This is a genomic window from Streptomyces sp. NBRC 110611, assembly GCF_001590865.1.
Taxonomy (GTDB): domain Bacteria; phylum Actinomycetota; class Actinomycetes; order Streptomycetales; family Streptomycetaceae; genus Streptomyces.
This window is the reverse complement of sequence record NZ_BBUY01000036.1, coordinates 1-20823: the sequence shown is the minus strand read 5'-3', so window position 1 is coordinate 20823 and position 20823 is coordinate 1. Positions and strand designations below refer to the sequence as shown.

Sequence of the window (20823 nt, the reverse complement as noted above, 5' to 3'; positions counted from 1 at the left end):
AGGCCGGTCTCCTGGTGCTCGGCTCTCGCGGTCTGGGCGGGGTGAGGGGGTTCCTCCTGGGGTCGGTCGACCAGTTCTTCGCCCCGCTCCTCGACTTCGCCTTCCAGGAGGCCGCACTCCGTGGCGACCGTGTCCTGGTCCTGTACGGGTGATCGATCATGCCCGTGGTCCGCGACGCCTCAGCGCTCGTCACAGCCGAGCGGGACATGGGCCCCGGCATCGCGCGGCGCATTACGGAAGCCCTGAAACCATGGCGGCAGAGGTTCCCTTCCGTGGAGGTCTCCGAGCAGTCGCCCATCGGCGGCCCGGCTCGACTACTCCTGCATGCCGCGGACGGCGCGGACCTCGTGGTGGTCGGCCGACGGGTACGCCAAGGATCTCTGGGCACACACATCGGATCCGTCACCCATGCCCTGATTCACCACTGCCCGGCGCCCGTCGCCGTCATCGCGCATGAATGACACGCTCACCACCCGGACCATGCCCGTGTCGCAGTCCGTCGCGCGGACCCTGGCCACATCCAGCGCACTCGCGAACGTGATGGGCCTGTCCAGACTGTTCTCTCGTGCCTCAGACATGGTCCGTCCCGCGGTGGCAAGGCCCCTTGCCCCGTGAACATCGTGATCGCCGTGTCGAGTGCCCTGATGGCCGCAGCATGCTTCGCCTGCTCCCGGACCCCGTCCAGGAACTTGGCGTAGTGGCGGGAGAGAAGCCTGGGCACGCGTAGGGCCGTCAGACGTGAGCGATCAACGCGTACCGCATGTCATCCACCGCACGCCCCCACAAGTCAGCGTTGTCACTAAGCAGCTCCACTTGCAAAGAGGTGACCAGCGGCTCGACGGCGGTAACAAGATCGTCAGCGTGCACGCCACCGTTCCATGGCGGCGACTCGGCCCCGGCCTCGGCGGCGACGCTGGGCGCAAGACGCGGCCCCAACGGGGGCCTACACTACGCGGACGAAGGATCGCGGGACCGGGACGCCCGAGGCGTGCTCTGGGCCCGCTGCTCGCAGAACCGCCGCGGCAACACCCTCCTCGGCAAGCCCCGCTGGCGCGACGTGCACCCGGCACGTCAACGGGAGTGCATGGAGCAACTGCTGTGCCGGGGGTACGTCCAGCAGGCCAGCCGGACGTCCCTGGGGTACCTCTTCCTCGCCACCCCGCCGCCCAACGCCACGTCGACCGACTGGATCGAGGGGCACCGCACCGCGCAACCGCCGCTCTGCCTGAAGCACGCGGTCACCGCGACCGAACAAGTGTGGCCACCTCGTGAGGGAGGGCGTCGTCGCCCTCCGCGCCCGGGTGCCCGCCCTGTACGGGGTGCTCGGCACGTACCACCAGAGCAGGGGCCTATCCAGGCCCCGCCTCCAGACCGGTACGGTCACCCCGCTGATCCGCGAGATCGACCTCGACGAGGGGGTCCCGCTGGCCCTCGGCGGCGTACCCGAGAACACCGTCGTCCTGGACATCCCCGAAGACCTGCCCATGGTCGCCGCCGACCCCGGCCTGCTGGAACGTTCGGTCGCCAACCTCGTCGAGAACGCCGTGAAGTACAGCCCAGACGGTGAACCGGTGCTGGTGTCGGCCAGCGCGCTCGGCGACCGGGTCGAGATCCGGGTCGTCCTCGCGGCCCCGGTGTCCCCGACGACGCCAAGGACCGCGTCTTCGCGCCCTTCCAGCGCTACGGCGACGTACCGCGCGGCTCCGACGTCGGCCTCGGCCTGGCCGTCGCCCGCGGCTTCGCCGAAGCCCTCGGCGGCAGCCTGACCAAGGAGGTACCCGCCGACCTCGACGTGCATCTGATCTGCGACAACGCCTCGACACACAAGACCCCCGCCATCCAGCGGTGGCTTTCCGCGCACCCGCGCTTCCGCGTGCACTTCACTCCCGCCAGCAGCTCATGGCTCAACCAGGTCGAGCGGTAGTCCGCGCTGCTGACCGACAAACAGTTACGGCAAGGGGTTCACAAGAACGTCCAAGCCCTGGCGAAGAACATCCGCAACTGGATCAATACCTGGAACGAAGACCCCAAGACCTTCACCTGAGCCAAGACCGCGGACGAGATCCTCGAACTCCTCGCCGGATTTCTGAACCGGATTCCAGATTCAGGACACTGGGTCAGGCGGCATCTGCTCGACGAATACCCTCCGGGCACTCATATTGAGGTATCCCGATATCAGGTGGCATAGCCGTACTGGACCGGCTCTGCTACTTCGCAGCCGAGTTCACGAGCGGCATGCCGCGCAAAGTACGGGTTGCGAAGCAGCTCGCGGCCGATCAGTACGGCGTCCACCTGCTGGTTATCGATGATTTTCTCGGCCTGCCTCGCCTCGGTTATCTCCCCGACAGCGCCCACTGGAAGTCCCGTTTCCGACCTGACCCGCTCCGCGAACGGCACTTGGTAGCCAGGGCCGGTGAGAATCCGGGCCTTCGGTGCGTTGCCGCCGGTGGATACGTCCAGCAGGTCGACGCCGTGCGCCTTCAAGTCGGCGGCGAACCGCACGGTGTCGTCGGCCGTCCAACCTTCGCGCTCGTCATCCGGATTTTCCGTCAGCCAGTCGGTCGCGGAAATACGGAAGAAGACGGGCAGCTCCTCGGGCCATACGGCCCGCACCGCGTCCACGACCTCCAGCGCGAAACGGGTCCGGTTCTCGTAGGAACCACCGTACGCATCGGTGCGGTGGTTGGTGTACGGGGACAGAAACTCACCGATCAGATAACCATGGGCTCCGTGCACCTCAATCACCTCGAATCCAGCCTCTCGAGCCCGCCGGGCCGCAGCGGCGAATTCCTGCACCACCTGCCGAATCCCCTCCACCGTCAGCTCATCCGGAACCGGGTGCCTCTCATCGAAGGGCAGTGGGCTCGGCGCGACGGATTGCCAGCCGTGCGCTTCGGAGCCGACAGGAGCGCCACCACGCCAGGGCGCGTCCGTCGATGCCTTGCGGCCAGCGTGGGCTATCTGAATACCAGGCACCGTGCCCTGCTCCTTGAGAAAGGAGGTGATCCGCCGGAACGCCGCTGATTGCCTGTCGTTCCAGATCCCCAAATCTGCCGGACTGATTCGACCTTGGGGGGAGACGGCCGTGGCCTCTACCAGGATCAGTCCAGTACCACCGGCCGCTCGTGCGCCGTAGTGCGCGAAGTGCCAATCGCCCGGAACACCGGCATCCGGTCCCGTGACCTCGGCACTGTATTGACACATCGGGGCCATCCAAACCCGGTTGAGGATGGTCAACGACCGAAGCCGCAAGGGCTCGTAGAGGGCACTCACAAAGGTCTCCATTCACACGGGCAGTCAACTCGACCGCGCTTGGTACGGCCACCAACGTACTACGAAGCCCTTCGAATTACGACACCTTTCGTACAACCTTGGGATCGAACGAGTCGAGTCGGCGAGCAGATCACCTGCGCACCGAGTCCCACCTTGACTGACAAGGCGTCAGATAAGTCAGCAATGGGTCAGCATGAGCCTGAGTGGACGTGACCAGAGGTGACCAGACCTGCGAGTGCGTCCGACCACGAGAAAGGTCATGTGACCTGCAGTGATGCAGCTCAGAGGCGCAAGGGCGGTAGAGTGGAGCCACCTCCGGTGGAGATGTGCCAGTACTCCGCGGCCCCCGAGGGACCGGAGGCGGGGGTGCCCGGCGACTGGCACTTCCAGCACCTGGCCGCCCGCGCGGCGGGCGGGACCGGCCTGATCCTCGCGGAGGCCACCGCGGTGGGCCCCGAGGGCCGGATCAGCCCGTACGACCTCGGCCTGTGGAACGACACCCAGACCGAGGCGTTCCGGCGGATCACCTCCTTCCTCAAGGCCCAGGGGACGGTTCCGGGCATCCAGCTCGCGCACGCCGGCCGCAAGGCGTCGACCGAACGCACCTGGGTCAACCGCGGCGGCCCGATCCTCCCCGGGCAGCGGCACGGCTGGGAGCCGGTCGGCCCGAGCCCGGTGGCGTTCGACGAGGGGTCCGCCACCCCCGCCGAACTGTCCGTGGCCCGGATACAGGAGATCGTGGCGCGGTTCGCGGCGGCCGCGCGCCGGGCGCTGGCGGCGGGCTTCGAGGTGGCCGAGATCCACGGCGCCCACGGATACCTGATCAATGAGTTCCTCTCGCCGTTCAGCAACCGGCGCACCGACGCGTACGGCGGCTCGTACGAGAACCGGACGCGCTTCCCGCTCGCGGTCGTGGACGCGGTGCGCGAGGTCTGGCCCGACGAGCTGCCGGTCTTCTTCCGGATCTCGGCGACCGACTGGCTCACCGAGGACGCGAGCGACGACCGCGAGGGCTGGACGGCCGACGACACCGTGCGCTTCGCCCGCGATCTGCAGGAGCACGGCATCGACCTGCTGGACACCTCCACCGGCGGCAACGCACCGGACGCGAAGATCACCACCGGCCCGGGGTACCAGGTGCCGTTCGCCGAGCGGGTCAAGAAGGAGACCGGCCTCGCGGTGGGCGCCGTCGGGCTGATCACCGAGGCCCGGCAGGCCGAGAAGATCATCGCGGCGGGGCAGGCGGACGCCGTGCTGCTCGGCCGGGAGCTGCTGCGCTCCCCCAGCTTCGCGCAGCAGGCGGCGCGGGAGCTGGGTGCGCGGATCCGGGTGCCGGAGCCGTACCACCGGGCCGTCTGAGGCCGTACCACCGGGCCGTCCGAGCCGGGACGGCGATCCGCCACCCGCCGTCCGACCTGCGCGGATACGCTCCGGGGCGCCGTTGTCAGTGGCCGGGTGCAGACTGGCCCGTGTCCTTGAGACAACGGTGTCCCGGAGGTGTTCGGCCATGACTGACGTACTACTCGCGGTAGGTACCCGCAAAGGGCTCTTCATCGGCCGCCGACGGCGCGGCGACTGGGAACTGAGCGGTCCGCACTTCCCCGCGCAGGCGATGTACTCGCTCGCGATCGACACCCGCCGCGCGACGCCCCGGCTGATGGCCGGCGCGGACAGCTCCCACTGGGGTCCGTCGGTGTTCCACTCCGACGACCTGGGGGAAACGTGGCGGGAGCCCGCCCGCCCCGCCGTCAAGTACCCGCCGGACACCAGGACTTCGCTGGATCGGGTGTGGCAGCTGCACCCGGCGGGGCCGGCCGCGCCGGGCGTGGTCTACGCGGGCACCGAGCCCGGCGGCCTGTTCCGTTCCGAGGACGGCGGCGAGACCTACGAGCTCGTACGGTCCCTGTGGGACCACCCCAGCCGCGAGAAGTGGGTCCCGGGCGGCGGCGGACTGGCCGTCCACACGGTGATCACCGACCCGCGGGACGCCGACGCGGTCACGGTCGCGGTCTCCGCGGCCGGCGTGTTCCGCACTCTCGACGGCGGTGCGAGCTGGGCACCGTCGAACAACGGCGTCAAGGCGGTCTTCCTCCCCGACCAGCACCCGGAGTTCGGCCAGTGCGTCCACAAGATCGCGCAGGACCCGGTGGATCACGACCGGCTGTACCTGCAGAACCACTGGGGCGTCTACCGCAGCGATGACGCGGGCGCGACCTGGCAGGACATCGGCAGCGGGCTGCCGTCGGACTTCGGCTTCGCCGTCGCCGCGCACCCGCACCGGGGCGGTGTCGCCTACGTCTTCCCGATCACCGCGGACATCGACCGGGTACCCGCCGGCCACCGCTGCCGGGTCTACCGCACGACCGACGCCGGCGCCGACTGGGAGCCCCTGAGCGCCGGACTGCCGGCGGAGGACCACTACGGCACGGTGCTCAGAGACGCCCTCTGCGTCGACGGTGCCGATCCGGCCGGGGTGTACTTCGGCAACCGCAACGGCGAGGTGTACGCCAGCGCGGACGACGGCGACAGCTGGCGCCAACTGGCCGCGCACCTGCCGGACGTGCTGTGCGTGCGGGCCGCCGCCGTGGTCTAGGCCGGGTCTGTTGTCGCCGGACTCCCGTCGTCCGCCCGGAGGCCTCGCGGCGGTGCGCGCCGGGGAGTGCGGGCGGCGGGACCGGGGTGGCCGGTTCCGGTGGGTCGCGGGGACGGGCGCGGGCCATCGATTCCGGGGCGACGGCCCTCGGCCAGTAGGGTGATCCCGTGGCTGCACGACCTCTCCAAGACATTGTCGAACCTGGCTGGGCCAAGGCACTTGAGCCCGTTGCCGACCGGATCGCCGCGATGGGCGACTTCCTGCGGGCGGAGATCGCCGCGGGACGCACCTATCTGCCGGCCGGCAGCAATGTGCTGCGCGCCTTCCAACAGCCCTTCGACGAGGTACGGGTGCTCATCGTCGGACAGGACCCCTACCCCACACCGGGGCATGCGGTCGGGCTCAGCTTCTCCGTGGCGCCGGACGTCCGTCCGCTGCCGGGAAGCCTGGAGAACATCTTCCGCGAGCTGCACTCCGACCTCGGGCTGCCCCGGCCCTCGAACGGCGACCTGACCCCATGGACCCAGCAGGGCGTCCTGCTGCTGAACAGAGCACTGACGACCGCGCCCCGTAAGCCGGCCGCACACCGCGGCAAGGGCTGGGAGGAGGTCACCGAGCAGGCCATCCGGGCACTGGTGGCACGCGGACGACCGCTGGTGTCGGTGCTGTGGGGCCGCGACGCACGCAATCTGCGGCCGCTGCTGGGCGACCTGCCGGCGGTGGAGTCCGCGCACCCCTCCCCCATGTCCGCCGACCGGGGCTTCTTCGGCTCGCGGCCCTTCAGCCGGGTGAACGACCTGCTGGTCCGGCAGGGCGCACAGCCCGTCGACTGGAGGCTGCCCTGACGCCGGGCGATAGTGTGCCTGGCATGACGAATGCGAACATCCCTGCGGGTTGGTACGCGGACCCGCAGGGCACCCCCCACCAACTGCGCTGGTGGGACGGTTCCCAGTGGACGGAGCACACCCACCCGGGACAGCAGCCGGCGCCGGACCGGGCCGCGCATCAGGGGCAGCAGCCGGGCGGCGCACCGCACGGGCAGCAGGCGCCCGGCCTCCCCCAGCAGGCGCCCGGTCAGTCAGGTGCCGCCCGGCCGGCACAACAGCCGTACGGACAGCAGCCGATGCCGGGGCAGCCGGGCGCCGTACAGCAGCAGGCCGGGGTGGCGCCGGGCGGCGGCACCCTCTTCACCGAGCCGGTGCTGGTGGTCAACCAGAAGGCCAAACTGATCGAGGTCACCAACGAATACGGCGTGTTCGACCAGCACGGCAATACCCTCGGCTCGGTCGTCCAGGTCGGCCAGAGCACGGCCAAGAAGGTGCTGCGGGTCGTCTCCAGCCTCGATCAGTACATGACCCACAAGCTGGAGATCCGGGACGCGTACGGCCGGCCGCAGCTGGTGCTGACCCGGCCGGCGAAGATCCTCAAGTCCAAGGTGCTCGTGGCGCGCCCGGACGGCTCGCCGGTGGGCGAGATCGTGCAGCAGAACGCCATCGGCAAGATCAATTTCGCGATGATGGTCAACGGGCAGCAGATCGGCGCCATCAAGGCCGAGAACTGGCGCGCCTGGAACTTCGCGATCGTGGACCACGCCGACACCGAGATCGCCCGGATCACCAAGACCTGGGAGGGCCTGGCCAAGACGATGTTCACCACCGCGGACAACTACGTCCTGCAGATCCACCACCAGCTGCCCGACCCGCTGCTGAGCCTGGTCGTCGCCACGGCCCTGACCGTCGACACCGCCCTCAAGCAGGACGCCCGCGGCCTTGGGTGAGCGGCCGGCCGGCCGCGGCGCGGTCCGCGGTCACGTCCTCGCGGTCGACTCCGGCGGCTCGGGACTGCGGATCGCCGTGGCGCGCGCCGGCGGCGGCACCGGGGCGCCCGGGCCGGTGTCGTTCGCCTCGGACGAGCCGGTGCGCACGGGTCCGGCCGGTATCGACGCGACGCATCTGCTGTCCCAGCTCCTGCCCGCAGCGGAGAAGCTGGGGAGCGAGGTGGGAGCGGACCGGTATGTGGCCGTGTGCGTGGGTGCCACCGGCATGGCCTCCCTGGGCGACGATCTGCGCGCCCGGCTGCCCGCGGCGCTGGCCGCCGCGTTCGGGGTACACCGGCTCGCCCTCGCGGCGGACGCGGTAACCGCCTACGCCGGGGCGCTGGGCCAGCGGCCCGGTGCCGTGATCGCCGCGGGCACCGGCATGATCGCGCTCGGCACCGACCTGACCACGGCGGGCGGCTGGCGCCGCGCGGACGGCTGGGGCCATCTGCTCGGCGACTGCGGCGGCGGCGCCTGGATCGGCCGCGCGGGCCTGGAGGCCGCGATGCGCGCGTACGACGGCCGGAGCGGCGGTTCGACCGCTCTCCTGGCCCGCGCCGAAGCGGTGTTCGGCCCGGCCGCCGGGCTGCCCGGCATGCTGTATCCGCGTACCGACCGGCCCGCCGTACTCGCCTCGTTCGCTCCGGAGGTCGCCCGCTGCGCCACCGAGGGCGACGCGGTGTCCCGCCGTATCCTGCGCGCCGCCGCCGGGCATCTCGCCGATGCCGCAGCCGCGGTCTGCCCGCCGGGCGCCGGGCGCACGGTGGCGTACACCGGCGGGCTGTTCCGCATCGGCGAACCGCTGCTCGCCCCGCTGCGGTCGGCGCTCGCCGAGCGGCTCCCGCGGGCCCGCCCCACGGCCGCCGCGGGCAGCCCGCTCGACGGGGCGCTGGCCATCGCCGCGGGGCTCGCCGGGGACCGTCTGCTGTTGCCCCCGGATTCGAAGTTGTTGCAGATCACACGCCCTGCGCCGGGCTGACACGCCCATGCCGCGCGGGATAAATCGGGACGGAAACCTCGGCTCCCAACCCTCCCTCCGCGCGGGTCCGGTGTGAGGCGTTAGCATGCGGCGCCATGAGTTCCCCCACTGGGCCCGCACCTGGCTCGCACCATTTCGACGCAGCATCCCCGAGCCCTGGAGGCGCACCCGGACTGCCCGTACGAACGCCGCGCGCGCGGCAGTCCGGCCGCCACCGCAAGCCGGAGCCGCTCGCCGCACCCGAGGGCGCACCCGCCCTGGTGCTGGCCGTGCCCGGCACCCCGAACTCCGCCGCGCGCAGCCTGGCGGAGGAGGTCTCCAGCATCGCCCGTTCCGAGCTGCCGGGGCTGGACGCCCGGATCGGCTATGTCGACGGCGGCGATGACGCGTTCCCGTCGCTGGAGGCCGTGCTGGCGCACGCCGCCGCCGAGCAGAAGGCCCGGGCGGGCGCCGACACCCGCGCCGAGCTCGGCGCCGCCACGGTCGTCGTACCGCTGCTGGCCGGGCCGGACAGCGCCCTGCTGCGCCGGATACGCCAGGCCATCATGAACAGCGGCTCCGGCGCCGAACTGACCGATGTCCTGGGCCCGCACCCGCTGCTCGCCGAGGCGCTGCACGTCCGGCTCTCGGAGGCCGGCCTGGCGCGCGCCGACCGCGCCCGGCTGTTCACGGTCGCGACGGCCGCGGACGGCATCATCCTGGCCACCGTGGGCGGCGAAGAGGCCGTCCAGGCGGCCGGGATCACCGGGATGCTGCTCGCCGCACGCCTCGCGGTGCCGGTCCTGGCCGCGGCGCTGGACGAGGAGGGCGCCATCGCCCGCACGGCCGAGCAGCTCCGCGGGTCCGGTTCGCAGCAGCTGGCACTGGCCCCGTACCTGATCGGGCCGGAGATCGCCGACGGCCTGGTGGGGGCGGCCGCGGCGGAGGCGGGCTGCGCCGCGGCCGAGCCGCTGGGCGCGTACGGGGCGGTGGGCCGCCTGGTGCTGTCGAACTACGCGGCGGCGGTCGGCATCACCCTGCCCACCCAGGCACAGGGGGTACCGGTCCGCTAGGGCCGGTCACCGTTCCACCGGAAGCACTCCACACAGCACGCAGGGGCCGTCCTCGCACAGCGCGGGGGCGGCCCTGTGCGTACGGTGTGCGCGGTGGTGCGGGCCGGATCAGACGAAGACGACGCAGGAGGCGGCCGGGGCCTCGATGGCACCGCCCCGGGCCGGCACACCGGTGTCCGGGTCGACGGTGAACCAGGTGACGTCGCCGGAGCGCTCGTTGGCGGCGTAGAGGTGCCGGCCGTCGGGGTGCAGCGCCAGATCACGGGGCCATCGGCCGCCGCACGGGACCGTGGTGACGAGGGCGGCGGTGTCGCCGGAGGGGGCGAGAGCGAGGACGGAGAGTCTGTCGTGGCCCCGGTTGGCGGCCCAGGCGAACCGGCCGTCCGGGGAGACGACCAGCGCGGAGGGGAAGGTGCCGCCGCCCTGCGCCCCGTCTCCGCTCCCCGCGGAGCCCGGCGCGGCCCCGTCCGGGAGGAGCCGGGTCTCCCCCAGCGGGGTCAGCACGCCCCCCTCGCCGTCCCAGCGGCAGACCGTCACCATCGGCTCGAGTTCATGGATGACATAGACGCGGTCGCCTCGCGGATGGAAGGCGAGGTGGCGCGGCCCGCTGCCGGGACGCAGCCGCACCTCGTCGTGTACGGCCGGAGTCCCGTCGGCCCCCTCGGCGGTGCCGAGGGCGCAGACGCGGACCGAGTCGGTGCCCAGGTCGACGCCGAGCAGCCAGCGGCCCCCGGGGGCGGCCGCCACGGCGTGTGCGTGCGGGCCCTCCTGACGGCCCGTCCGCGGCCCACTGCCCTGGTGGGCGAGGACCCGCGCGGGCCCGCCGAGGGAGCCGTCGGCCCGTACGGGGAGCGTACTGACGCTTCCGGAGCCGTAGTTGGCGGTGACGAGGCGGCCGGCGGCCAGGGTGAGATGGGTCGGGTCGGCGCCGTTCACGGGGACGGCGGGAGCGAGCAGCGCGGGGCCTCCGGGCGTGAGGGCGAAGGCGGCCGCGGCACCGTCCGGCGTCTCGCTGACCGCGTAGAGGTACCGGCCGTCGGGGCTCGGGGCGAGGTAGGAGGGGTTGGGGACGGCGTCGGTCACGTGCAGTGGGGTGAGCGCGCCGGACGCCGGGTCGACGGCCGCGGTGGTGATGCCGGGCCCGCCGGCCGCGGTGAACGATCCGATGTACGCCCGCCGTCCCCTGCCGTGCGTCCGGTCCGTCCCCATGGTGTTCGTCCGGTACGTGCCCATGGTGTTCGTCTGATACGTGCCCACTGGTCTCCGCCCTTCGTCCGCCTGCCCGCCGGGGTGCCGCGGCGACGCTAACAGCCCCGGCGGGCCCGCCCGTACCCGGCCGGGTCACGCCCCGGCGAGGGGTGAGGGCCGGGTACCGCGCAGCGGGGACGCCAGTTCCGCCAGGGTCCGCTCCAGGCCGTGCAGATGCGCGAGCGCGGGCTCGGGAGCCGCTGCCTGCGGGACGGCCGGATGGGCGCCCTTCGTCCCGTTCTCCCCGGCCGGTGCGGTGAGGGCCGCCACGGCGGCCTCCACCCGATGGCAGGCGGCCGTGAGCCGGTCGTCATGGGACGCCTCCGGGTCGGCGGCGACGGACGCCAGCCCCCGGACCTCGCGGGCACAGTCGTCGAGCAGCTCCAGCACGCGCCGGGCCCGCTGCTTACGGGCACGCAGCGGGCTCAGCGGATGCACCAGCGGGGCGAGCGAGAGCCGCACCCTGCCCAGCAGCAGTTCCAGTTCCGCCACCCGGGGGGCCGGATCGGCGGCGCCGGAACCGGCCAGGCGCGCCGCCGCCTCGGTGGCACAGGCGTGTACGCAGCGCAGGGCACGCTGGATCCAGGCGTCCGTGGTGGCGTGGGTGGTCACCGGCAGCACCAGGAGCACGGCGAGCATCGCACCGGCCGCCCCGATGCCCGTCTCGGCCAGGCGGAGCGTGAGCAGGCTCATGTCCAGGACCCCGAGGAGCCCGTAGAGCAGTCCGGCGAGCACCGTGACCGCGAACATCATCCAGGTGTACGACACGGCGGCCGTGTAGAAGATCCCGAAGACGCATACCGCGGCGAGCGCCGCGCTGGGGACGGCGGCCCCGTGCAGCGGGATGGCCACGAACGTGCCGACGCCGATGCCGATCACCGTGCCGAGGATCCGCCGGAATCCGCGGACGAGCGTCTCGCCGCGGGACGCGGTGTTCACAAAGACCCACCAGGCGGCGCCCACGGCCCAGTACCAGCGCTGCTCGGAGACCAGCTGTCCCGCCAGGAGGGCGACCGCGCTGCCGGCCATCGCCTGGACGGCCTGGCGGGTGGTCGTACGGGCCAGGCCGGAACCGTCCGGCAGCGCGGGTGGTGCGACCGCCGGGGGCAGCTTCCGCTCGTAGCACCACAGGCCGAACCGGACGGCCGAGGAGACCAGGAGGGACAGGGCGACGGCGGCGTACAGCTCGGGCAGCTGGCGCGGCACGGTGTGCAGGAACTGCGCCACGAAGAACGTCATGAACCCGAAGACGCCCAGGGCGTGCCCCCGTGGGCCCCAGCGGCGCGCGTACACCCCCGCGCCCACGAGGGCGAGGAACGCCGCGTTCCGCGCCATGGGGTGGTCGTGCAGGCCCGCCGCGAGAGCCAGTACGGGGAAGCCGACCGCCGGCAGCAGCGCGGTGCTGACCATCTGTGCCCGGACCGTCGCGTCGGTGACGGTGAAGAGGGCGAGGAGCGCGCCGAGGCCGCCGGTGATCGCCGCGACGAGCGAGTGCCCGGCCAGGCCGCAGACCGCCACCGCCAGGCCGATGCCCAGGACGGCCCGTACGGCACCGCGCAGCCGCAGCCGCCCGGGATCCGCGGCCACGAAGACCCTCTTCAGCACAGACTCCCGCCCCTTCCGCGTTCCGGTACCGGACGCACGTGAACAACCCGTGAGAAAAACCCGTGGGAAAACCCGCATGAAAAAGGCGCCGCGGGATCCGCAGCGCCATCGACGGTCACATCACACCACCCAGCGGACCGGTGGCTCAACCGAAGTCGGAATCGCTGAGCCATTGGTATATCCATACGCGTTCTCTACGCGCCACGAGCAGGCCAACGGCCCACCGGGCGTCGCCTGCCGCCGACGGCACGGCCGGGTGCCGGGCGGGTGAGCCCTGGCCATAGAATTGCGACGTGTCCGACAACCGCGCCGATGAGCGCCCCGCGCCCCAGGTACCCGACAGCGGCGGGCTCTCCGAGAAGCAGAAGGAGCGGGGAGCGTCCTGGCGCGTGTTCATCTATATCGCCGGAAGTCACCTGCTGCTGGCCTTCCTGGCGCTCCTGTTCTACCTGGGTTCCCACGCGCAGAAGTAGGCCGGCCACCGGCCGCCGCCCTCCCCTGGCCATCACCCCGGCCCTGATTCATCAGGGGGGCGTCAAGAGGTGCGGAGAACCCTTGAAGCCGTGTGTGACACGGCATTTGATGGGTGATGTGAACAGCGCCTGGCTCCTCCTCGACCGACCTCCTCATACGGGGATCCGTCGCGTGCCGCGCTGTCCGGAGACATCCGCTTTCGGCTGATTCGTCTTCCACACTCCCACGAGGCGCCGCGATCTGAGCCGGCGCCTCTTCGTGTACCCGCACGCCCTGACACCCCCTCGGGGTCCCCTTGGCGTGCCCGCCCCTTTTGTCACCCTTCTCGGAATGGATCATGTCTTCTTCTGACCTCTCCTCCCGTACCGTCCTGGTCACCGGAGCCACCTCCGGCATCGGCTTCGAGACCGTCCGGCAGCTCGCCGAGCGCGGCGCCACCGTCCTGGTGCACGGCCGTACCACCGAGGACGCCCAGGCCGCGGCCGACAAGCTCGTCGCCACCTCGGGCATCGACGCCGGCCGACTGCGCGTGTTCGGCGCCGACTTCAGGAGCCTGGAGGAGGTCGAGACGATGGCGCGGCGCGTCGTCGCCGAGCACCCGCACCTGGACGTCCTGGTCAACAACGCCGGTATGGCCGCCCCCGAGCGGCACACCCTCACCGCGGACGGCAACGAGATCGCCTTCCAGGTCAACTTCCTCGCCCACTACCTGCTGACCTGCCTGCTGGAGCCGGCGCTCACCACCGAGCCGGGCGGCCGGGTGGTCAATGTGTCGTCGTCGCTGCACCGCACCGCCTCCATCCAGTGGAGCGACCCGCAGCGCGCCCGCCGCTACTCCCGGCTCGCCGCCTACGCCCAGTCGCAGCTGGCGCTGACCGTGTTCGCCGCCGACCCCCGCGTCACGGCGGTCTCCGTCCACCCGGGCATCTGCGAGACCGAGCTGCTGTCCCTGTACGCCAACTCCGGCGCGTCCGCGGCCGAGGGCGCCGGCCATGTCGTACGCCTCTGTGACCCGGCGACCGAGATCGTCAACGGCGCCTACTACGACCGCGACGAGCGCGCCGAGCCCGCGCAGGCCGCGGCCGAGGACCGCACCGTCAAGCGCCTCACCAAGCTGGCCGACCAGCTCGTCGGCCAGCAGGCCTGAAGAACCCACCACCGAACGGAGTCTGACGCCCATGTCCAAGCGCGCACGCAAGAAGAAGGCCCGCCGCAAGAAGAAGGCCAACCACGGCAGCAAAGCCGGACAGCGCTGAACCACCGAGCGGGGTGGCCCGGGTGGGCCACCCCGCTCCTCTCATGAGGAGTCCCCGTGATCGAACTCTCCGCCGACCAACTCCCCGCTCTCGCTGACCGGTTCGCCTCCGGCCCTCCCGGGGCGGCCGCACTGGCCGAACACGCGCTGGTCTCGGGGACCGGCCGATGGTGGGCCGACCGTGCCATCGAGCCCCGCGCCCTGGCCGTGGCCTGCGCCGACCATGTACTGCTCGGCGGCGCCCCCACGGCCCTGGCCCCGTGCGACCTCTCCCGCTTCGCGGCGCATTATGTGCAGGCCCCCGCCCGCTTCCTGCCCCTGCTGTGCAACGCCTTCGACCAGCTCGTGCCGTGGGAGCGCATGGCGTACGTGCACCGCGTCACTGTGCCGGCCCCGCGCCCGCCCCGCGGTGTGACGGTGCGCCGCCTGACGCCCGAGGACGCCCCGGCCCTGGCCGCGCTGTCCGCCCGTACGGCCTGGGTCCATGCCAGCTGGGGTGGTCCGGCCGGGCTCGCCGCCTCCGGTCACGGCTGGGCCGCCTTCCACAAGGGCCGGGTGCTCGCCATGGCCTGCACGTACTTCCGCGGCTCCCGGTTCGAGGACATCGCCTGCTTCACCGTGCCCGAACACCGCCGCCGGCGCCTCGCCCTGTCCTGCATCACGGCCCTGTGCGGGGACATCGCCGCCCGCGAACACATCCCCAGCTGGACCTGCTCCCGCGACAACCGTCCGAGCCGCCTGCTCGCCTGGACCGCCGGCTTCCGCCTGGAGCAGGAGTACGTCCACCACTTCGCCGGCCGGCCGGCCCGGCACGGCGCCGGTCTCGCCGTCTGAGCCGTTCCGCACCAACGCGCCACGGTGGGTGGGAACCGCGGCCGATTCACTCGCGGAATTCGAACGCCACAGGGGTTCCTTCGCAGGTCAGGGGCTATGCGTTAGGAAGCCGTCAAGGCGGCGCTAATGGCCGTAAAGGGCGCATCAACGGGGAGCGAGATCGAGCCATCTCGCGGTTTCCTCTACTGGTCAGATAAACCGAACCTCTTACAGGAGTTCACGATGGCCGATGTGGCCTTCGTCGTCGCCACGATCGCGGTGTTCGCGCTGGTGGCTCTCGTCGCCAAGGGGGTGGCGAAGCTGTGATCGCAGAAAACCTCATCGGCCTGATCGTGGCCGTCGCCCTGCTGGGCTATCTCGTCCTCGCCCTTGTGTTCCCGGAGAGGTTCTGAGCGCCAGATATGAGCCCCGTTCTTGCTGATGTGCTCCAGGTCACCGCGCTCATCGTCGCACTCGCCCTGGTGCACCGCCCGCTCGGCGACTACATGGCCGCCGTCTACTCCTCCAAGAAGCATCTGCGCGTAGAGAAGTGGATCTACCGCAGCGTCGGCGCAAACCCCGACGCGGAGATGCGCTGGCCCGCCTACCTGCGCGGCGTTCTCATATTCTCCGCCGTCGGCGTGCTGTTCCTGTTCCTGCTGCAGCGTGTGCAGGACAAGTTGCCGCTGTCGCTCGGCTTCCAGCCGATCAGCCCGGACCAGGCGTTCAACACCGCCGCCTCGTTCGTGTCCAACACCAACTGGCAGTCGTACTCGGGTGAGGTGGCCATGAGCCATGTCACCCAGACCGCCGGGCTGGCGGTGCAGAACTTCGTCTCCGCCGCCGTCGGCATCGCGGTCGCCGTGGCGCTGGTACGCGGCTTCGCCCGGTCCCGCACCGGCGACCTGGGCAACTTCTGGGCCGACCTGGTCCGCGGCACCGTCCGCATCCTGATCCCGCTCTCCGTGATCTCCGCGGTCATCCTGGTGGCGTGCGGGGCGATCCAGAACTTCGGCGACATCCACCACATCACCACGCTCACCGGTGAGAAGCAGGCGATCAGCCCCGGCGCGGTGGCCTCCCAGGAAGCCATCAAGGACCTGGGCACCAACGGCGGCGGCTACTTCAACGCCAACTCGTCCCACCCGTTCGAGAACCCCAACGGCCTCTCGAACCTCCTGGAGATCTTCCTGCTGCTGGTCATCCCGTTCTCGCTGCCGCGCACCTTCGCCAAGCTGACGGGTGCGATCAAGCAGGGCTACTCGATCGTCGCGGCCATGGGCCTCATCTGGTTCGCCGGTGTCGTCGCCGTGACCTGGCTCGAGTTCGCCCACCCGGGCACCGCCTCGCAGCTCGCGGGCGGCGCGATGGAGGGCAAGGAGCAGCGGTTCGGCGAGGGGGCCTCGTCGCTCTTCTCCGTCTCCACGACGATGACGTCGACCGGTTCGGTCAACTCCTTCCACGACTCGTTCAGCGGCCTGTCCGGCGGTGTCCTGCTGCTGGGCATGATGCTCGGTGAGATCGCCCCCGGCGGTGTGGGATCCGGCCTCTACGGCATGCTGGTCATGGCGATCATCGCGGTGTTCATCGCGGGCCTGATGGTCGGCCGTACGCCGGAGTACCTGGGCAAGAAGATCGGCACCCGTGAGATCAAGCTCGCGGCCTGCTACATCCTCATCACCCCGGCGCTGGTGCTGATCGGCACCGCGCTGGCCATCGCCCTGCCGGACGGCAAGGAGGCCATGACCAACATCGGGGCGCACGGCTTCTCCGAGGTGCTGTACGCCTACACGTCGGCCTCGAACAACAACGGTTCCGCGTTCGCCGGCTTCGGCGCCAACACGCCGTACTTCAACACCACCCTGGGCCTGTGCATGCTGCTCGGCCGCTTCCTGCCGATGGTGTTCGTGCTCGCCCTGGCCGGCTCGCTCGCCGAGCAGAAGCCGGTCCCGGAGACCGCGGGCACCCTCCGTACCGAAAAGCCGCTCTTCACCGGGCTGCTGGTCGGCACGATCCTGATCGTCACCGGTCTGACCTTCTTCCCCGCGCTCGCCCTGGGGCCGCTCGCTGAGGGGCTGTCGTCATGACCATTGATTCGCAACAGAAGCACGAGGACGCCATGTCCACGACCACTCCGACCCGGGCGCCGCACAGCGACATGCCGACCGGGCACAAGGAAGAAGGGCGCGTCGGTGCGGGCCTGTTCGACCCCAAGCAGCTGCTGAAGTCACTGCCCGACGCCTTCCGCAAGCTCGACCCGCGGGTGATGGTCAAGTCCCCGGTCATGTTCGTGGTCCTGATCGGCTCGGTGGTCACCACCGTCCTGGCGATCACGGACCCGGGCGCCTGGTTCGGCTGGGTCATCACGGCCTGGCTGTGGCTGACCGTCATCTTCGCCAACCTGGCCGAGGCGGTCGCCGAGGGCCGCGGCAAGGCGCAGGCCGACACCCTGCGCAAGGCCAAGACCGACACCGTGGCGCGCCGGCTGAACGGCGACGCGGAGGAGCAGGTCCCGGGTACCGAGCTGCGCATCGGCGACCTGGTGGTCTGCGAGGCCGGCGACATCATCCCCGGTGACGGCGATGTGGTCGAGGGCGTCGCCTCGGTCGACGAGTCCGCGATCACGGGCGAGTCGGCCCCGGTCATCCGGGAGTCGGGCGGCGACCGCTCGGCCGTCACCGGCGGTACGAAGGTCCTCTCCGACCGCATCGTCATCAAGATCACGACGAAGCCCGGTGAGACCTTCATCGACCGGATGATCAACCTCGTCGAGGGCGCCGCACGGCAGAAGACCCCCAACGAGATCGCGCTGAACATCCTGCTCGCCTCGCTCACCATCGTCTTCCTCCTGGCCGTCGTCAGTCTGAAGCCGTTCGCGATCTACGCGGGCGCCGACCAGCAGACCTCCCTGATCGTCCTGACGGCGCTGCTGGTCTGCCTGATCCCGACGACGATCGGCGCGCTGCTCTCCGCGATCGGTATCGCGGGCATGGACCGCCTCGTCCAGCGCAACGTCCTGGCGATGTCCGGGCGGGCCGTCGAGGCCGCCGGTGACGTGTCGACGCTGCTGCTGGACAAGACCGGCACCATCACCCTCGGCAACCGCCAGGCCGCCGAGTTCGTCCCCGTCCGCGGCACCACCGAGGCCGAGGTCGCGGACGCCGCCCAGCTCTCCTCGCTGGCCGACGAGACGCCCGAGGGCCGCTCCGTCGTCGTCCTCGCCAAGGAGAAGTACGGGCTGCGCGAGCGCCATCAGGGCGAGCTGGTGGACGCCGAGTGGGTGCCGTTCACCGCGCAGACCCGGATGTCGGGCGTGGACGTCACCGAGGACGGCCTGCACCGCAAGGTCCGCAAGGGCGCGACGGGTTCGGTCATCGCCTGGGTCAAGGAGCGCGGCGGCGAGGTCGCCGAGGACGCCCAGGAGCTGACCGACGCCATCTCGCAGGCCGGCGGCACCCCGCTGCTGGTCGCCGCCGACGATTCCCGGGGTGCCCGGGTCCTGGGTGTCATCCACCTCAAGGACGTCGTCAAGGAGGGCATGCGGGAGCGGTTCGACGAGCTGCGCCGGATGGGCATCAAGACCGTCATGATCACGGGTGACAACCCGCTGACGGCCAAGGCCATCGCCGACGAGGCGGGCGTGGACGACTTCCTCGCCGAGGCCACGCCCGAGGACAAGATGGCGCTGATCAAGCGCGAACAGGCGGGCGGCAAGCTGGTCGCGATGACCGGTGACGGGACGAACGACGCCCCGGCGCTGGCCCAGGCGGACGTCGGTGTGGCGATGAACACCGGTACGTCGGCCGCCAAGGAGGCCGGCAACATGGTCGACCTCGACTCGAACCCGACCAAGCTCATCGAGATCGTCGAGATCGGCAAGCAGCTCCTCATCACCCGGGGCGCATTGACCACGTTCTCGATCGCCAACGACGTCGCGAAGTACTTCGCGATCATCCCGGCGATGTTCTCCGTGGCCTACCCCGGCCTGGACAAGCTCAACATCATGGGCCTGGCCTCGCCCGAGTCCGCGATCCTGTCCGCGGTCATCTTCAACGCGCTGATCATCATCGCGCTGGTGCCCCTCGCCCTCAAGGGCGTGCAGTACCGGCCGATGAGCGCCGACCGGATGCTGCGGCGGAACCTCGGCATCTACGGCCTGGGCGGACTGATCGCGCCGTTCATCGGCATCAAGATCATCGACCTGCTCCTCTCTCTGATCCCCGGAATCGGGTGACCGTCGTGAAGAACTCCGTAGCCAGCACCATCCGTCTGACCTGGGCCTCGCTGCGCGTCCTGCTGGTCCTCACGGTCGTGTGCGGCGTCCTCTACCCGCTCGCCGTCACCGGCATCGCGCAGGGCCTCTTCCACGACAAGGCCAACGGCTCCGAGGTGAAGGCCGACGGCAAGGTCGTCGGCTCCGCGCTCATCGGCCAGAGCTGGAACATCGAGGGAACGGGCAAGCCCGACCCCAAGTGGTTCCAGGGCCGCCCGTCCAACAGCGGGTACGACCCGATGGCCACCGGCTCCAGCCAGCTCGGCGCCAGCAACCCCACGCTGGTGAAGAACGTGCGCGAGGCCAAGCAGCAGGTCGCCGAGTTCAACGGCGTACCGCGGTCCGAGGTCCCCAAGGACGCGGTCACCGGTTCGGCCTCCGCCATCGACCCCGGTATCTCCGTCGGCTACGCCGGGATCCAGGTCAAGCGGGTGGCCCAGCACAACGGACTGAGCGTCGCGCAGGTGGAGAAGCTCGTGAAGGCCAACACCACCGGCCGGACCGCCGGATTCCTCGGCGAGCCCTCGGTAAACGTCCTGAAGCTGAACATCGCGGTCCGGGAACTGGCCCGGAAGTGATCCAGCGGTGACCGCAGCGCGGGTGGCCGGGCAGCAAGCCGGCCACCCGCGCCGGTCGTCGCACACCACAGAGAACGCCGTCACGCACCACAGAACTACAGAGCCGTCCCGCAGGACAGAAAGGTGACACCGATGACCCGGGTGCTGGTGGTCGAGGACGAACCACCGCTCGTACGGGCTCTTGAGATCAACCTGAAGGCGCGCGGCCACGACGTGGACACCGCGCCCGACGGAGCACACGCCCTGCGGCTCGCCTCCGTACGGCCACCGGACGTCGTCCTGCTCGACCTCGGGCTGCCGGACATGGACGGCATCGACGTGATCAGAGAACTGCTGGGGTGGAGCCGGGCCTCGATCCTCGTGGTCTCCGCCCGCCGGACGTCCGACGAGAAGGTCGCCGCACTCGACGCGGGGGCGGACGACTACATCACCAAGCCGTTCAGTATGGACGAACTGCTGGCCCGGCTGCGTGCGGCCGCGCGCAGAATGGTTTCCGCACAGCCGCCCGCCGGCCACGCGGTCGTGGTGACCGAGGAGTTCACCATCGACTTCCCCGCCAAGAAGGCCCGGCGCGACGGGCACGACGTCCGCCTCACCCCGACCGAATGGCATCTGTTAGAGGTCCTCATTCGCAACAGCGGGCGGCTCGTCGGCCGACGGCAGCTGCTGGAGGAGGTCTGGGGCCCCTCACACCTCACACAGACCAATTACCTTCGCGTTTACATGGCGCAGCTCAGGCGCAAACTGGAAGCCGACCCGGCACACCCCAGGCACTTCCACACCGCACCCGGCATGGGCTACCGCTTCGACCCCTGACCACCCGGGCTTCGGCCCCGCAGCACCTCACACGGAGAGCGGACCACG

General features: G+C 70.9%; 19 protein-coding genes and 2 pseudogenes. 18 read left to right on the top strand and 3 right to left on the bottom strand.

The annotated features are described in order from the left end of the window. The first annotated feature begins 158 nt into the window (after positions 1-158). From AZE13_RS34900 to AZE13_RS39400, 3 genes and pseudogenes are all read left to right on the top strand, one after another. Entirely contained in the window at positions 159-461 is a 303-nt protein-coding gene (locus AZE13_RS34900) for a universal stress protein (protein ID WP_079124599.1), read from the top strand. A gap of 888 nt (positions 462-1349) precedes the next feature. Next, positions 1350-1774, top strand: a pseudogene (locus tag AZE13_RS32290) (sensor histidine kinase); the annotation flags it as partial. Next, a pseudogene (locus AZE13_RS39400) lies at positions 1772-2113 on the top strand (transposase); the annotation flags it as partial. The pseudogenes AZE13_RS32290 and AZE13_RS39400, both read left to right, overlap by 3 nt. Before the next feature lie 62 nt (positions 2114-2175). Here AZE13_RS39400 and AZE13_RS32285 read toward each other — a convergent pair. Then, positions 2176-3273: an NADH:flavin oxidoreductase/NADH oxidase gene (locus AZE13_RS32285; protein WP_066940144.1), complete on the bottom strand. Its 1098-nt coding sequence runs from the start codon at positions 3271-3273 to the stop codon at positions 2176-2178. 324 nt (positions 3274-3597) lie between these two features. On the opposite strand from AZE13_RS32285, the gene AZE13_RS32280 reads away from it, so the two are divergent. The 6 genes from AZE13_RS32280 to AZE13_RS32255 all read left to right on the top strand — a co-directional run bounded on the left by AZE13_RS32280 (position 3598) and on the right by AZE13_RS32255 (position 9713). Then, positions 3598-4632, top strand: a complete 1035-nt coding sequence (locus AZE13_RS32280) for an NADH:flavin oxidoreductase/NADH oxidase (RefSeq protein ID WP_079124600.1) — start codon at positions 3598-3600, stop codon at positions 4630-4632. 148 nt (positions 4633-4780) lie between these two features. Continuing rightward, on the top strand, positions 4781-5866 hold the full coding sequence (locus tag AZE13_RS32275) for a WD40/YVTN/BNR-like repeat-containing protein (protein WP_066940122.1): 1086 nt from the start codon (positions 4781-4783) through the stop codon (positions 5864-5866). A gap of 167 nt (positions 5867-6033) precedes the next feature. Continuing rightward, the gene (locus AZE13_RS32270; RefSeq protein ID WP_066940119.1) at positions 6034-6711 is read left to right on the top strand and encodes a uracil-DNA glycosylase; all 678 of its coding nucleotides are present in this window, start codon (positions 6034-6036) and stop codon (positions 6709-6711) included. A 23-nt stretch (positions 6712-6734) separates the two neighbouring features. Then, entirely contained in the window at positions 6735-7643 is a 909-nt protein-coding gene (locus AZE13_RS32265) for a phospholipid scramblase-related protein (RefSeq protein WP_066940116.1), read from the top strand. After that, positions 7636-8661: an N-acetylglucosamine kinase gene (locus tag AZE13_RS32260; RefSeq protein WP_066940113.1), complete on the top strand. Its 1026-nt coding sequence runs from the start codon at positions 7636-7638 to the stop codon at positions 8659-8661. Before AZE13_RS32265 ends, AZE13_RS32260 begins: the two co-directional genes overlap by 8 nt. Positions 8662-8756: 95 nt before the next feature. Further along, the gene (locus AZE13_RS32255; RefSeq protein ID WP_258528139.1) at positions 8757-9713 is read left to right on the top strand and encodes a sirohydrochlorin chelatase; all 957 of its coding nucleotides are present in this window, start codon (positions 8757-8759) and stop codon (positions 9711-9713) included. Positions 9714-9821: 108 nt separating this feature from the next. Here AZE13_RS32255 and AZE13_RS32250 read toward each other — a convergent pair whose 3' ends face one another. Both AZE13_RS32250 and AZE13_RS32245 read right to left on the bottom strand, forming a co-directional pair. Continuing rightward, complete coding sequence (locus AZE13_RS32250) at positions 9822-10922, bottom strand: lactonase family protein (RefSeq protein ID WP_066940138.1); 1101 nt, start codon at positions 10920-10922, stop codon at positions 9822-9824. A gap of 132 nt (positions 10923-11054) precedes the next feature. After that, positions 11055-12566, bottom strand: a complete 1512-nt coding sequence (locus AZE13_RS32245) for an FUSC family protein (protein WP_066940111.1) — start codon at positions 12564-12566, stop codon at positions 11055-11057. A 293-nt stretch (positions 12567-12859) separates the two neighbouring features. On the opposite strand from AZE13_RS32245, the gene AZE13_RS32240 reads away from it, so the two are divergent. The 9 genes from AZE13_RS32240 (at position 12860) to AZE13_RS32205 (ending at position 20775) form a co-directional block, all read left to right on the top strand. Beyond that, on the top strand, positions 12860-13039 hold the full coding sequence (locus tag AZE13_RS32240) for a DUF6126 family protein (protein ID WP_066940108.1): 180 nt from the start codon (positions 12860-12862) through the stop codon (positions 13037-13039). Positions 13040-13377: 338 nt separating this feature from the next. Next, a complete protein-coding gene (locus AZE13_RS32235; protein ID WP_066940105.1) occupies positions 13378-14187 on the top strand; it encodes an SDR family NAD(P)-dependent oxidoreductase in 810 nt (269 codons plus the stop codon). A gap of 165 nt (positions 14188-14352) precedes the next feature. Further along, positions 14353-15129, top strand: a complete 777-nt coding sequence (locus AZE13_RS32230; protein WP_066940102.1) for a GNAT family N-acetyltransferase — start codon at positions 14353-14355, stop codon at positions 15127-15129. A 126-nt stretch (positions 15130-15255) separates the two neighbouring features. Further along, positions 15256-15435 (top strand): hypothetical protein, encoded by a 180-nt coding sequence (locus tag AZE13_RS36550; protein WP_079124598.1) that lies wholly within the window; start codon positions 15256-15258, stop codon positions 15433-15435. Then, a complete protein-coding gene (gene kdpF, locus AZE13_RS32225) occupies positions 15432-15521 on the top strand; it encodes a K(+)-transporting ATPase subunit F (RefSeq protein ID WP_066940099.1) in 90 nt (29 codons plus the stop codon). Before AZE13_RS36550 ends, kdpF begins: the two co-directional genes overlap by 4 nt. 9 nt (positions 15522-15530) lie before the next feature. Continuing rightward, positions 15531-17195, top strand: coding sequence for a potassium-transporting ATPase subunit KdpA (kdpA, locus tag AZE13_RS32220; protein ID WP_066940096.1), 1665 nt, complete (start codon positions 15531-15533; stop codon positions 17193-17195). Next, positions 17192-19342: a potassium-transporting ATPase subunit KdpB gene (kdpB, locus tag AZE13_RS32215; RefSeq protein ID WP_066940094.1), complete on the top strand. Its 2151-nt coding sequence runs from the start codon at positions 17192-17194 to the stop codon at positions 19340-19342. The genes kdpA and kdpB overlap by 4 nt, the downstream gene beginning before the upstream one ends. Before the next feature lie 5 nt (positions 19343-19347). Beyond that, positions 19348-19959: a potassium-transporting ATPase subunit KdpC gene (kdpC, locus tag AZE13_RS32210; RefSeq protein ID WP_066940135.1), complete on the top strand. Its 612-nt coding sequence runs from the start codon at positions 19348-19350 to the stop codon at positions 19957-19959. Positions 19960-20091: 132 nt separating this feature from the next. Beyond that, positions 20092-20775: a response regulator gene (locus AZE13_RS32205; protein WP_066940091.1), complete on the top strand. Its 684-nt coding sequence runs from the start codon at positions 20092-20094 to the stop codon at positions 20773-20775. The last annotated feature ends 48 nt before the right edge of the window (positions 20776-20823 follow it).